This window comes from Caulobacter sp. Root1455 (assembly GCF_001426905.1).
In the GTDB taxonomy this organism is placed as follows: Bacteria; Pseudomonadota; Alphaproteobacteria; order Caulobacterales; family Caulobacteraceae; genus Caulobacter.
This window is the reverse complement of record NZ_LMFQ01000025.1, coordinates 77,954-90,516: the sequence shown is the minus strand read 5'-3', so window position 1 is coordinate 90,516 and position 12,563 is coordinate 77,954. Positions and strand designations below refer to the sequence as shown.

Here is a 12,563-nt window from a genome sequence, read left to right as displayed (position 1 = left end):
TCCCCGACAGGGGGAGGATATCGGACGCCGCTTGTCGCTTCTCGGGTAACGCCCTACCTCAGGTCTCGGAAAACAGGGGATCATCGCATGCGTCCGTGGATCTCAAGCCTCGCCGTCGCCGCCAGCCTGGCCCTGGCGGTTCCCAGCCACGCCGCGCCTGCGCCCCCGGCGGTCGCCGCCGCGCCCGACGCGGCGCTGGCCGCCCGCCTCGACAAGGTGGTCGACACCGCCCTTGCCGAGCATCGCCTGGTCGGGACGGTCGTGCTGGTCGCTCGGGACGGCAAGGTCGTCTACCGCCGCGCGGCCGGCCTGGCCGATCGCGAGGCCAACAGCCCCATGCGCGAGGACGCGGTCTTCCGGTTCTCCTCGGTCACCAAGCCGTTCGTCACCGCCGCCGTGATGAAGCTGGTCGAGGACGGCGTGCTGAGCCTCGACGATCCGGTGACCAAATGGCTTCCGGACTTCCGGCCTAAGCTGGTCGACGGGACCCAGCCGGTCATCACCCTGCGCCAACTTCTGACCCACACCAGCGGCCTGACCTACGGCTTGGCGGAGAAGCCGTCGCACCCCTACCACCAGCTGGGCGTCTCGGACGGCGTCGACAATTCGGGGATCACCCTGGACGAGAACCTGCGGCGCCTGAGCCAGGCGCCCCTGGCCTTCCCGCCCGGCTCGGCCTGGCGCTATTCGCTGGCCATCGACGTGCTGGGCTCGGTGATCGAGAAGGCGTCCGGCAAGTCCCTGCCCCAGGTCGTGGCCGAGACCGTCACCGGGCCGCTGGGCCTGACCGACGCCGGCTTTGTCGCCCGCGACCCGGCCCGCCTGACCGCGGCCTATTTCAACGCCCAGCCGGCGCCCAAGCGGATGACCGACAATCTGGACGTCTCGCTGGGCGACACCGCCGTGCGTTTCGCGCCCGGTCGAGCCGCGGACAACACCGCCTTCCCGTCCGGCGGCGCGGGCATGGTCGGCACGGCCGGCGACCTGCTGACCCTGCTGGAGACCTTGCGCAAGGGCGGCGCGCCGATCCTGAAGGCCTCGACCGTCGCGGCGATGATGAAGGACCAGGTCGGCGCCCAGGCGGCCACCCAGGGCGCCGGCTGGGGCTTCGGCTATGGCTGGGCGGTGCTGGACGACCCCGCCGTCGCCAAGACCCCGCAAGCCGCCGGCACGCTGGCCTGGGGCGGCGTCTACGGCCACAACTGGTTCGTGGATCCCAAGAACCGCCTGACCGTGGTGATCATGACCAACACCGCCTTCGAGGGCATGAACGGCCCCTTCACGACGCAGGTCCGCGACGCCGTCTACGGGCGTTGAGCCTCGGTAGGCGACCGCCGGGGCCGGCGGCGCAACACGCTATCGTTTGAGGCTCGCCGGGCGTATCCTGCCAGGGTTGTGAGGCTGTCGCGCCGGCAACATGGCCGCCGGCCATGATGACCCTCGGCCTCGCGGAGAGATCCGATGAAAACCCTTTTGACAGGGCTCGCTGCCGTCAGCCTGCTGGCGGCGCCCCTGCTGGCCGCGCCGACGCCGGCGGACGCCCAATCGCGCGGCGGTCGCGGCGGCGGTGGTGGTCACGGCGGCGGCGGCCATGGCGGCGGCGTCTATCACGGCGGAGGCGGCGGTTACCATGGCGGCGGCTATCATGGCGGCGGATACGGCGGTTATGGCCACTACGGCCACGGCGGCCATGGCTACGGCTACAGCGGCTACTGGGGCGGCTACGGCTATCTCGGCGGCGTCGGGCTGGGCCTGGCGCTGGGCGCGGCCTATCCGTACTGGTACGGCGGCTATCCCAGCTACTACGGCTACTATGCCCCTCCCCCGGTGGTCATAGAGCGCTCCGAGACCATCTACCACGATCGCGACGAGGGCCCACCGCCGGACTATGGCGACGCGTCGGCCATGCAACGCGACGCCCAGTCGCCAGCCTGCGGCTCGTGGGCATGGGACGGGGAGAACCGCCAGTATCACTGGATGCCCTGCTCGTCCTCCTCCCCGTATCCGTCCGTGTCCTCCTCCCCGTATCCGGCTCCATCTCCCTCCCCGTCTCCGACCTCGCCTGCGTCCCCGCCCCCGTGGCGACCCACGCCCGCGCCGGAGGGCCGCTGAACGAACCGCGTTCAGCCTCGACCCATTTTGACCGCATCAGCGTCCCGCCGGCGCCCCAAAGTCGCGTCAGCGTAACGGAACTTCGGGGGAAGTTTCGACAGATGGGAAATCGCATGCGTTCATTTCTGACCCTCGGCGCCGCCACGATCGCGCTCGCCTTCGCCGCTCCCGCCCTGGCGCAGACCACCGCCCCGGCGGCTCCCGCTCAAGATCCGGCCGCCGCGGCCACGCCAGCTCCGGCTCCGGCCGCCGCCGCCGCGCCGGTCGCCGCCGGCCAGCCGGTCAAGGACAACACCGGCGCGGTCATCGGCTCGGTCGCCGAGGTCAAGCCCGACGCCACCGGCAAGTCGATGGCCACCATCAAGATGGACGACAAGACCTTCGCCGTGGCCGTCAACAACCTGGCCGTCCGCGACGGCGCCACCCTGATCAACGCCAGCAAGGCCGAGATCGAGGGGATGCTCGGCGTGAAGAAGTAGGCGTTCGGGCGCCGTCTAGCGGCTCAGCAGTTTGCGAAGCCTAGCCGCCAACCCCTTGGGGCGAGGCGGTTCGAAGAGCAAGGGCTGAGCCGCGCGCACCTCCGGCTCGCATCCGGGTTCCCAGGGGAACAAGCCGTCGAGGCCGGGCCAGAGGAGTTGGCAGGCATGCAACGGCCCTCCCCGCAAAGCCGGGTCGCCCCAACGCCACATCGCTGAATTGAAGTAGTCGCGGACGACATTGTCCGGATGCACCTTTCTGGCGACGCAATCGTAGCCCGAGAGAATGCCCGCGATGCGGTCGCCGTCGCGGGGGATCGGCGCGCCGTCCCTAAGCGCGCGGAAGAGCTCCCACAGCATGGCGTGAGCCATCTTCCCCGCCATTCCGAGGATGATAAATTCCGGCGCATTGAGCGTCTCGGCGAACCCGACCGTGTAGGAAAAGGGCGGCGAGGTTTCATCACCGAAGACGCTGACGCAGAACCAGCCATATTCGACGATGTTGGCGACGAGCTGTTCTTCGTAGTCGTTCAATGCCATCGACGCGTCCCCCCGGACTAGACAATCGCCTCTGACAAGCGGCGGCGCGGCCGTCAGACTTTCCTTGCTACCCCACCGCTTCCAGCCGCGCGAGCGCCGCTTCCAGCTTGGCCTTGGCGGCTTCGGCCTCGGCCAGGCGCTCGCGGTTCTCGGTGACCGCCTCCTCCTTGGCCCGGGCCAGGAAGTCGGGGTTGTTCAGCTTCTTGGCTGCCTTTTCGATCTCGACGACGTGGCCGGCGATCTCCTTGGCCAAGCGCGCCTTCTCGGCCGTCAGGTCGATGAACTCGGCGACAGCCAGGGCGCCGGTCGCCTCGCCCAGCACGATCGGGACCGAACCCGTCGGGGCCGTGTCGGCCTCGCGGGCGCTGTCCAAGCGGGCCAGGGTCAGCAGCAGGTCGCGGTGACGCGTCAGGCGGCCCTTGGTCTCGGCGTTGGCGCCGATCACCGACAGCGGCGGCTTGGCGCCCGGCGGGACGTTCATTTCGGCGCGGACCGAGCGGATCTCGCCGACCGTATCGACCAGCCAGCCGATCTCGGCCTCGGCGTCCGCGTCGATCCAGCTTTCCGGCAGCTCGGGCCATTTCTCGACGATCAGCATGCCTTTGCGGGGCGCGCCGAACTCGGCGGTCTTGTCCCACAGCTCCTCGGTGATGAACGGCATGACCGGGTGCAGCAGCTTGAGGATCACGTCCAGCGCCCAGGCGGTGGTGGCGCGGGTTTCGGCCTTGGCCTCGGCGTCGTCGCCGTTGAAGATCGGCTTGGCCAGCTCGACATACCAGTCGCAGAACACGTTCCAGATGAACTTGTAGAGCGCGTCGGCCGCGTCGCTGAAGGCCGGGGCCTCCAGGGCGCGCGTCACCTCGGCGGCGGTCTTGACCGTCTCGCCGCGGATCCACTTGTTGATCGGCTGCTTGACGGTCGAAGGGTCGAAGCCCTCGACGCGAACGCACTCGTTCATCTGGGCGAAGCGCGAGGCGTTCCACAGCTTGGTGCCGAAGTTGCGATAGCCCTCGATGCGCTGCTTGCTGAGCTTGATGTCGCGGGCCTGGCCCGACATCGCCGTCATGGTGAAGCGCACCGCGTCGCAGCCCAGTTCGTCGATCAGGACCAGGGGGTCCATCACGTTGCCCTTGGACTTGCTCATCTTGGCGCCCTTCTCGTCGCGGACGAGGGCGTTGATGAACACCTGCTTGAACGGGACTTCGCCCATGAAGTGGATGCCCATCATCATCATCCGGGCCACCCAGAAGAAGATGATGTCGAAGCCGGTGACCAGGGTGCTGGTCGGGTAGAAACGGGCCAGATCCTCGGTCTTCTCGGGCCAGCCCAGGGTCGAGAACGGCCACAGGGCCGAGCTGAACCAGGTGTCCAGGACGTCCTCGTCGCGCTTCAGGACCGGGGCCTCGTCGCCATAGTGCAGCATGGCGGCGGCCAGGGCCTCTTCCTCGGTCTCCTCGACGAAGATGTGGCCGTCCGGGCCGAACCAGGCCGGGATGCGGTGGCCCCACCAGAGCTGACGCGAGACGCACCAGGGCTCGATGTTGCGCAGCCACTCGAAGTAGGTCTTCTCCCAGTGCCTGGGTTCGAAGACCGTCGCGCCCTCCTCCACCGCCTTCAGGGCGGGCTGAGCCAGGGTCTTGGCGTCGACGTACCACTGGTCGGTCAGGTAGGGCTCGATGACCACGCCCGAGCGGTCGCCGTGCGGGACCATGTGCCGGGTCTTCTCGATCTCGCGCAGCCAGCCGTCTTCCTCGGCCTTGGCGACGATCGCCTTGCGGGCCACGAAGCGGTCCAGGCCGCGATAGGCCTCGGGGACCTCGTCGTTCAGGAGCGCGTCGGGCGTCAGGATGTTGATCGCCGGCAGGCCGTGGCGCTTGCCCACGCCGAAGTCGTTGAAGTCGTGCGCCGGGGTGATCTTGACCGCGCCCGAGCCCTTGGTCGGGTCGGCGTAGTCGTCGGCGACGATCGGGATGCGGCGGCCGACGATCGGCAGGACCACGTCCTTGCCGACCAGGTCCTTGTAGCGCTCGTCAGACGGATGGACGGCCACGGCGGTGTCGCCCAGCATCGTCTCCGGACGCGTGGTGGCCACGACGATGAAGTCGCGGGTCTCGAACTCCGTGGCCTTGCCGTCCTCGTCGAAGGCGACCGGGTACTGGAAGGTCACGCCGTCGGCCAGCGGATAGGCGAAGTGCCAATAGTGGCCGTCGACCTCCTTCTGCTCGACCTCGAGGTCGGAGATGGCGGTCTGGAACTGCGGGTCCCAGTTGACCAGGCGCTTGTCGCGATACAGCAGCTTCTGCTTGTAGAGCTGGACGAACACCTTGCGGACGGCGGTCGACAGGCCCTCGTCCAGGGTGAAGCGCTCGCGCGACCAGTCGCAGCTGGCGCCCAGGCGGCGCAGCTGGTTGGTGATCGCCCCGCCGCTCTCGGCCTTCCATTCCCAGACCTTGTCGACGAAGGCCTCGCGGCCCATCTCGCGGCGGCCGATGTTGCCGGCGGCCGCCAGCTGGCGCTCGACGACCATCTGGGTCGCGATCCCGGCGTGGTCGGTGCCAGGCAGCCAGAGGGCCGACTTGCCGCGCATGCGGTGGAAGCGCGTCAGCACGTCCTGCAGCGTGTTGTTCAGCGCATGGCCGATGTGCAGCGAGCCCGTGACGTTGGGCGGCGGGATGACGATCGTGAACGTCTCGGCGTTCGGGTCCTCGCTCGGCTTGAAGGCCCCGGAGGCCTCCCAGGCGGCGTACAGACGGGGCTCGACGGATTTGGGATCGAAGGTCTTTTCAAGCATGGCGCGGTGGGTATGCCATCTGCGGCCGCCCGGCGAAACCGTGGGCCTTGGTTCAATGGGGATTTTGAGACGGAAAAAGGCGGTCGCCGGAGCGACCGCCTTTGAATTTTCCACCGTCGCGCCCGCCGAGGCGGGGGACGACGGGGTCTTATACGCGACCGCGGGCGATGCGGCTGACTTCTTCCTCGACCTTGGTCTCGACGATGCGCGGCAGGTTCTGGTCCAGCCATTCCTTGAGCAGCGGACGCAGCAGTTCGCGCACGACGTCTTCCAGGGTGCGGCCGTCCTTGGGCATCAGCAGGGCCGAGCTGAGGCTGCCGAACGCGGTGGCGGCCAGGCTGGCGGCATGGTCGCCCACCAGGTTGTCGGCCACTTGGTCGCGCGAGAAGCCCTGGATCGGCTCCGACGCGGGGGCCGGGGTCGGAGCGGGTTCCGGCTCGGGCTCCGGCGAATAGACGTCGATGTCGCCCATGGTCTCGACCGGCGCGGCCGGTTCGATCGGGTCGGTCAGCTCCAGGACATCGTCCTCGGCCGGAGCTTCCTCGGCGACGGGCGCGGGTTCCGCTTCGGGCGCCGCGGCGGCCTCCTCCGCCGGCGCGTCATCTTCCGAGATGATGCGTCGGATGGAGGCGAGGATCTCCTCCATCGTCGGTTCTTGGGGGCTCTGATCGGACATGTGCGGGCCGTCTCGAAGGGGTACGAATCCTGTAAGCGCCCCAGCGGGCGCTCACAGCGATGGTGCAGACTTGCGCGCCTTAAGCAAGCTCAAGGATGGCGGGCGCGCCATTTCGTCCTATTTGCCGGCCGGCTTGGGCTGGCCCTTCACCGCCGTCGACGGGGCGCCGACCTTGTCGATCCCCTTCACCAGAGGCTCCCACGGCACCCAGCCGAAGGCGTGGTTGACCTTGTCGTACGACTTGACCGGATCGTAGCGTTCGACCTCGGGGGCCAGGTTGGCGACGTTCAGCACGCCCATGGCCTGCAGGACGCTGGCGCTGGCCACGTATTCGTCGCGACGGGCCACGACCAGGGCGACCTCGGCGTTGGCCAGCTCCAGCTGGGCGTTCAGCACGTCCAGGGTGGTGCGCAGGCCGACCTGCTGCTCCTGGCGCACGCCCTCGAAGGCGATGCGGGTGGCGCGGACCTGCTCCTCGTTCGACACCAGGTTGGCGCGCGAGGCCAGCAGGTTGTTCCAGGCGGTCGAGATCTGCTGCAGGGCCGAGCGCTGGGCGCCCTCGACCTGCGTGCGGGCGGCGTTCTCGCGCTCCTGGGCGGCGCGCACCTGCGAGTTGATCAGGCCGCCGGTGAACAGCGGGATCGAGGCGGTCACCGACGCGGTGTAGCCGCGGTTGTAGTCGCCGAAGTCGCGGCCCGTGCCGTTGGTGCGGGTCGCGTCGGTGTCCAGGCCCGCGCGGGCCCCGACGGTCGGACGATAAGCCGCCTTGGCGACCGCGACCCGAGCCGCGGCGGCCTGTTCGGCGTAGCGGGCGGCCTGGATCTGCGGGTTGTTCTTGTCGACCAGGTCGAAGGCCTGCTCGACGCTGCTGGGCAGCAGGGCGGCCAGGGACGGCTCGGGGGCCAGGTCGGTCGGGTTCTGGCCGACCACGGCGGCGTAGGCCGCGCGGCTGGCGGCCAGGATGGCCTGGGCCGAGGATTGGCTGGCCTGGGCCGAGGCCAGGCGGGCTTCGGACTGGGCCACGTCGGTGCGGGTGATCTCGCCGACCTCGAAGCGCGCCTTGGACTCTTCCAGCTGGCGGTTCAGGACGCTGACGTTCTCCTGGGCGATGCGCAGGCGTTCCTGGTCGCGGCGCACGTCGACATAGCTCTGGATGACATTGCCCAGCACCGACTGCTCGACGCTGCGCAGGTCCTCGCGGCCGGCCAGCACGTCGGCCTGGGCGGCGGTGAGGTTGGCGCTGGCGCGGCCGCCCGTATAGAGCGGTTGCTGCAGGGCCAGGCTGGCGCCGCTGCCGCTGCCGGTGGTGTGGTCGCGGGTGACGATCTGGCCGCCCACGACGGCGGTGACCGGGTTGGCCAGGTCGGTGCGCGAGGCCGTGGCGTCGGCGGAGGCGTTGAGCGTCGGGCGGAAGGCGGTCTTGGCCTGGACGACGCCCTCGTCGGTGACGCGCTGGTTGGCGCGCTGGCCTTGCAGGGTGGGGTTGGTCTGATAGGCCAGAGCCAAGGCGTCCGCCAGGGTCTCGGCGTGGGCGACCGAAGCCAGACCCGCCACGAGACCCATGCTGCAAGCGGCGGCCAGCAAAGCGGCCCGGCGACTATTCGACATCAAGTTCATTCCCCACGAAACCCCTGGCCAGAGAAGTCTTGGTCAGACCCGGCGCGACGCCCGCACCTTATATGATCGGCTGTAAGGCCAGAGACCATAGGCCGCTAGTTAAGCTTTTTTCACGCAGACGTTGCGTCGTTGTTTCTGGACTGGAAGTCGTCAGAACGCAAAGCCCTGTTCGACGGCGAAACCGGCCAGCATCGGCGGGGTGGCGTCGAAAACCGCGCGACGCCCCACGCCGTCCTCGGCCCGGACGTAGATCACCGCGCGGCCGACCGGGCCATCGCGCTCGATCACCGCCAGGCGGCCGCCCTGGGCCAGGGCCTTGGTCCAGCTGGTCGGAGCCCGCGGCACCGCGCCTTCGCAAATGATCACGTCATAACCCGCGCCCGGCACGGCGGTCAGGTCGTCGCCGTCCAGGCGGGTGACCTGCAGGCCCATCTTCTCGAGCACGGCGGCGGCGTAGGGCGCGGCGATGGCCAGGGCCTTGTCGCCCTCGCGCGGACGCAGGTGCTGCAGCAGCTTGCCCACCTCGCGCGGGCGCAGCAGCCAGCGGCCGGGGGCGTATTCGACGTCGGCGTCGGCATAGGCCAGATAGCCCTTGCCGGCGGGCACGCAGGTCTCGCGCGGCACGACGCGCAGGGCGTCCTGCAGGGGCAGATCGGTGACGTCGGCCGTGCGGATCTGGCTTTCGACCATGTTCAGGCGCGCGGCCGTGAAATCGGAGCTCATGGATTCCCTCGAAGGGCTGGAATTTTCAGCCCGCTTATAGGTCCGCCGCTCCCGTCTAGGCAATCAGGGCTTTGACCCTGGCGTGCGGTTCTACCAGCGCCGATAACCCGCCACCCGCGCGGTGAACGCGTCGGCGTCCTCGTGGCCCTGCCAGTCGGCGATGGCCGGGGCCAGCGAGGCGGCTTCCAGAAGCTGCTGTTGGGCGTCCTTGTAGCGGGCCGTGCGGGCGTAGCGGGCGGTGTCCAGGATCATCGCCCGCAGCAGCAGCGTGGCCGCCAGCGGGTGGCGGCCCTCGATGGCCCGCGCCGCCGGCTCGAGCAGCTGGGGACGGTCCCCGTCCAGCTCGCCGAAACGGCGCAGCACCAGTCGCGCGGCACGGTCCCAGGCCGGCCACCGGATCAGGAAGTCGAGGGCGGCGTGCGCATCGTGGAAGTCCTCGGCGTGGGCCAGGGCCTTGTCCTCGGCCTCGACGTCGTCGAAATCGGGCAACCGCTTGAGAAAGTCGCGCAGCCGCTCGATCGACAGGCCGCGCTCGAAACTGACCCAGCGCATGTCCTGCGCCAGAACGCCCTGCCCGCGCGCCTCCAGCACTTCGATATAGGCGTCCTCCCAGTCCAGGGCGCCGGGACCGGGCAAGGTCGGACGTCCCAGCACCGTCCCGACCAATTGGGCGAACGATCCCGGCGTCGAGCGGTCCAGCGCCGCCACGGCCTCGTCCAGCCGCCCCGCCGCGGTCAGCCGCCGGGCGATCTGCGCGCCGATCGGCGGCAGCACCGCCTGGGAGTCGGTGAACTGGGCGATGTAGCCGTCGACGTCGCCCTGCGCGTCGGCCAGCACCTGGACGGCGGCCTTCAGCGCGCCGCTGACCCGCTTCTGCGAGGCCATGGTGGTCTCGACGCTCGCTCGCAGATTGGCCACGCCCTGCGCGCCCAACGCCGGCAAGGCGTTCTTGAGCGCGCGGGGACCCAGCCCCGCCTTGCCGTGCAGCAGCAGGTCCAGCAGTTGGTCGCCCAACGCGCGCGGATCGGGCAAGGCTAGGGGCGCGATCGCCGCCACGTCGTCGACGCCTAAGTCGAACACCGCCTCGATCTCGCCCTTGGCGTCGGCGGAGCGATGGGACACGCCTTCGGCCAGGCCCAGGAACCGCAGCATGGTCGGCAAGGCCAGGGTCGGGTCCAGCTCGGCCAGTCGCCCGGCGATCAGGGCCCGCTGCATGTCGAGCTCGCGCACGAACTCCTTGTGCTTGCGCCAGTGGATGCGGACCCGGCTGTCGGCGACGGTGTCGATGCGCTTGGCCAGTTCGGCGGCCAGGTCCTCGGGACCGATCTCGCCCGCCAGCTCCAAGCGCAGCCGCCGCTTGATCTGGGCGTGGCCCTCGGCGACATCGATCAGCAGTTCGGCCAGCCGCTCCGCCCCCAGGGCGGCCAGATTGGCCGTCGTCAGGGTCTTTCGCGATCCCGTACGCTTCACCGTCGCCAGTGGAGTTCTCCCGTCCGTGTCCGTTCGCCCGAGGCCTGAGTCGCCGCGTCCCGGAGCCTGCTTTAGCACGACGGCCCGGCTTGGGGTCCGCGCGGCCTGCGTCATCCCGGCAACAGATCACAAACGCCAGTCGTTTCAATGGGCTCCTCCGGGAACGCGAAGTCGCCGCCCGTGTTGAATCCCCGTTCAGAGGACTTATCCACATGGCCAGGGGTTGGGCGAGATCGGGAGCGGCGGCCGTCGCCTTGGCCGCCCTGTGTCTCGGCGCGCCGGCCCTGGCCCAAACCTCCCTAGCCCAGACCTGCCGCGCCCCGGCGCCCGCCGCCGGCCAGACCGTCAGCGGGCCGGTCCTGCACGTCATCGACGGCCGCACCCTCTGCATCGCCCAGGGCCCGACGCCCGACCGGTGGATTCCCCTGCGGATCTCGCCCGCCTGGGCCGCCCTGCCCGTCGACCGCGACCGCCTGATGGCGGCGACCTTCGCCCAGTCGCTGACCTGCAAGATCACCGGCGGCGGGGCCGTCAAGACCGCGACCTGCACGCTGGCCGGACGCTCGCTGGAGGCGCTGCTGACCGAGCCCGCCACGATCACCCAGGCCAAGACCTGGCGCTGAGCTCTCCGCTTGAAGACCCTATGCCGAGCGCTTAAAAGGCGTGGCCGGGCAATGGGTTCGCAGGAACTCCTCATGGCTGGGCAGGGTCGCCACGAAGTCGGCCAGCATGGGGGCGGACTTGTCCATCAGGTTCATGATCACGCTCAGCGGGATCCGGTCGACCAGTTGCTGATAGCGGTCGGGCCGCACGCCCATGCCCTCCATCACCGACTGCCAGCTGGGGGCGCGGAACATGTCGTCGACCCCGTCGCGCAGCACCCCGGCCGCCTTGAACAGGGCGATCCGTTCCCTGAGGCTCTCCGGCGGATCGACCTTCTGGTAGTCGCGCCAGAACGGCGTGTCATCGCGCCGGGTGGTCACATAGTGCAGGACGATGAAGTCGCGGATCTCCTCGTAGTCGGCGACCATGCGGCGGTTGTACTCGGCCGCCAGGGTCTGGTCGGCGTCCATGTCGGGCATGAACCGCAGCAGATAGTCCATGCCCTTGTAGATCAGGTGCAGGGCCGTGGATTCCAGCGGCTCGATGAAGCCGCACGACAGGCCGATCGACACCACGTTCTTGACCCACGGCCGCTCGCGCACGCCGGTCTTGAACGGGATCACCGTCGGGCCCAGCACGACCTCGCCCTTGATCTGGCCAAGCAGCGTGGCGGTGGCCTCGTCGTCGCTGAGATACTTGCTGGCGTAGACGTAGCCGTTGCCCGATCGGTGCTGCAGCGGGATGCGCCAGCGCCAGCCGAAGTCCTGGGCCTGGACCAGGGTGTAGGGATGGGGCGCGCCGACGTTCTCGGTCTGGGCGGCGATCGCCCGATCGCACAGCAGCACGTCGCCCCAGTCGCGGAACGGCTCGCCCAGGGTCTTGCCGATCAGCAGGGCCCGGAAGCCCGAGCAGTCGATGAAGAAGTCCCCGGCCACCTCGCGGCCGTCCTTCATGATCACCTTCGCAACGCCGCCGTCCGGGCGGGTCGCCACGTCGGTGACGATGCCCTCGGTGCGCTTGACGCCGCGCGCCTCGGCGAACTTGCGCAGGTACAGCGCCACCAGCTTCGCATCGACGTGCAGGGCGTAGTTGGCGTTGGCGATCATCGTGCGCTGGGCCTTGGCCGGCAGCATGAACTTTCCGGCCTTGGCCATCACCGTGGCCGGGGCGAAGTCCTGCAGATCGGACGGATGGCCGTTCTGCTTGGCCCGCAGCCAGCACTGATAGAACTCGTTGACCTCCAGCGGACCGCCGATCTGGCCGAACGGGTGATAGTAGACGTCGCCCTTCTCCAGCCAGTCCTCGAACCGGATGCCCAGCTTGAAGGCGGCCTGGGTTTCCTGAATGAATTCCTGCTCGTTGATCCCCAAGGTGCGGATCAGCTGGAGGAACGGCGGGATGGTCGATTCCCCCACCCCGATCGTGCCGATCTCCTCGGACTCGACCAGCTCGACCTGCGTCGGTCCGTTCTGGAAATAGTGGCTGAGCATGGCCGCGCAGATCCAGCCGGCCGAGCCGCCGCCGACGATGACGATCTTGTTCAGGTGGGCCATCT

General features: G+C 69.2%; 11 protein-coding genes. 4 read left to right on the top strand and 7 right to left on the bottom strand.

All coding sequences use genetic code 11. The features are described from left to right. Positions 1-87 precede the first annotated feature (87 nt). The 3 genes from ASD21_RS21635 to ASD21_RS21625 all read left to right on the top strand — a co-directional run bounded on the left by ASD21_RS21635 (position 88) and on the right by ASD21_RS21625 (position 2,591). On the top strand, positions 88-1,317 hold the full coding sequence (locus ASD21_RS21635; RefSeq protein ID WP_056446471.1) for a serine hydrolase domain-containing protein: 1,230 nt from the start codon (positions 88-90) through the stop codon (positions 1,315-1,317). Between the two features lie 156 nt (positions 1,318-1,473). Next, the gene (locus ASD21_RS24315) at positions 1,474-2,112 is read left to right on the top strand and encodes a hypothetical protein (RefSeq protein WP_056446468.1); all 639 of its coding nucleotides are present in this window, start codon (positions 1,474-1,476) and stop codon (positions 2,110-2,112) included. Positions 2,113-2,225: 113 nt separating this feature from the next. Then, on the top strand, positions 2,226-2,591 hold the full coding sequence (locus ASD21_RS21625) for a hypothetical protein (protein WP_056446465.1): 366 nt from the start codon (positions 2,226-2,228) through the stop codon (positions 2,589-2,591). 15 nt (positions 2,592-2,606) lie between these two features. Here the strand turns inward: ASD21_RS21625 and ASD21_RS21620 are convergent, their stop codons facing one another. The 6 genes from ASD21_RS21620 to ASD21_RS21595 all read right to left on the bottom strand — a co-directional run bounded on the left by ASD21_RS21620 (position 2,607) and on the right by ASD21_RS21595 (position 10,405). Beyond that, a complete protein-coding gene (locus ASD21_RS21620) occupies positions 2,607-3,128 on the bottom strand; it encodes a DUF4262 domain-containing protein (protein WP_056446461.1) in 522 nt (173 codons plus the stop codon). Between the two features lie 67 nt (positions 3,129-3,195). After that, positions 3,196-5,919, bottom strand: a complete 2,724-nt coding sequence (locus ASD21_RS21615; protein WP_056446458.1) for a valine--tRNA ligase — start codon at positions 5,917-5,919, stop codon at positions 3,196-3,198. A gap of 148 nt (positions 5,920-6,067) precedes the next feature. Then, positions 6,068-6,595, bottom strand: a complete 528-nt coding sequence (popZ, locus tag ASD21_RS21610; RefSeq protein WP_056446456.1) for a pole-organizing protein PopZ — start codon at positions 6,593-6,595, stop codon at positions 6,068-6,070. A gap of 117 nt (positions 6,596-6,712) precedes the next feature. Then, positions 6,713-8,203 carry a TolC family outer membrane protein gene (locus tag ASD21_RS21605; protein ID WP_056446810.1) on the bottom strand — a complete coding sequence of 497 codons (1,491 nt, stop codon included), beginning with the start codon at positions 8,201-8,203 and terminating at the stop codon, positions 6,713-6,715. A 159-nt stretch (positions 8,204-8,362) separates the two neighbouring features. After that, the gene (locus ASD21_RS21600) at positions 8,363-8,935 is read right to left on the bottom strand and encodes a protein-L-isoaspartate O-methyltransferase family protein (RefSeq protein ID WP_056446452.1); all 573 of its coding nucleotides are present in this window, start codon (positions 8,933-8,935) and stop codon (positions 8,363-8,365) included. 90 nt (positions 8,936-9,025) lie between these two features. Continuing rightward, the gene (locus ASD21_RS21595) at positions 9,026-10,405 is read right to left on the bottom strand and encodes a DUF6880 family protein (protein WP_056446451.1); all 1,380 of its coding nucleotides are present in this window, start codon (positions 10,403-10,405) and stop codon (positions 9,026-9,028) included. A 212-nt stretch (positions 10,406-10,617) separates the two neighbouring features. On the opposite strand from ASD21_RS21595, the gene ASD21_RS21590 reads away from it, so the two are divergent. Further along, a complete protein-coding gene (locus tag ASD21_RS21590) occupies positions 10,618-11,028 on the top strand; it encodes a hypothetical protein (protein WP_156390776.1) in 411 nt (136 codons plus the stop codon). An 18-nt stretch (positions 11,029-11,046) separates the two neighbouring features. On the opposite strand, the gene ASD21_RS21585 is transcribed toward ASD21_RS21590, so the two are convergent. After that, a complete protein-coding gene (locus ASD21_RS21585; protein ID WP_056446445.1) occupies positions 11,047-12,561 on the bottom strand; it encodes a tryptophan halogenase family protein in 1,515 nt (504 codons plus the stop codon). Positions 12,562-12,563: the final 2 nt, after the last annotated feature.

What these genes read in the sequence shown, in the direction of transcription:
- ASD21_RS21635 (WP_056446471.1), top strand. Translation starts at nt 88, where the DNA reads ATGCGTCCGTGGATCTCAAGCCTCGCCGTCGCCGCCAGCCTGGCCCTG.
- ASD21_RS21625 (WP_056446465.1), top strand. Translation starts at nt 2,226, where the DNA reads ATGCGTTCATTTCTGACCCTCGGCGCCGCCACGATCGCGCTCGCCTTC.
- ASD21_RS21620 (WP_056446461.1), bottom strand. Translation starts at nt 3,128, where the DNA reads ATGGCATTGAACGACTACGAAGAACAGCTCGTCGCCAACATCGTCGAA.
- ASD21_RS21615 (WP_056446458.1), bottom strand. Translation starts at nt 5,919, where the DNA reads ATGCTTGAAAAGACCTTCGATCCCAAATCCGTCGAGCCCCGTCTGTAC.
- popZ (WP_056446456.1), bottom strand. Translation starts at nt 6,595, where the DNA reads ATGTCCGATCAGAGCCCCCAAGAACCGACGATGGAGGAGATCCTCGCC.
- ASD21_RS21605 (WP_056446810.1), bottom strand. Translation starts at nt 8,203, where the DNA reads ATGTCGAATAGTCGCCGGGCCGCTTTGCTGGCCGCCGCTTGCAGCATG.
- ASD21_RS21600 (WP_056446452.1), bottom strand. Translation starts at nt 8,935, where the DNA reads ATGAGCTCCGATTTCACGGCCGCGCGCCTGAACATGGTCGAAAGCCAG.
- ASD21_RS21590 (WP_156390776.1), top strand. Translation starts at nt 10,618, where the DNA reads ATGGCCAGGGGTTGGGCGAGATCGGGAGCGGCGGCCGTCGCCTTGGCC.
- ASD21_RS21585 (WP_056446445.1), bottom strand. Translation starts at nt 12,561, where the DNA reads ATGGCCCACCTGAACAAGATCGTCATCGTCGGCGGCGGCTCGGCCGGC.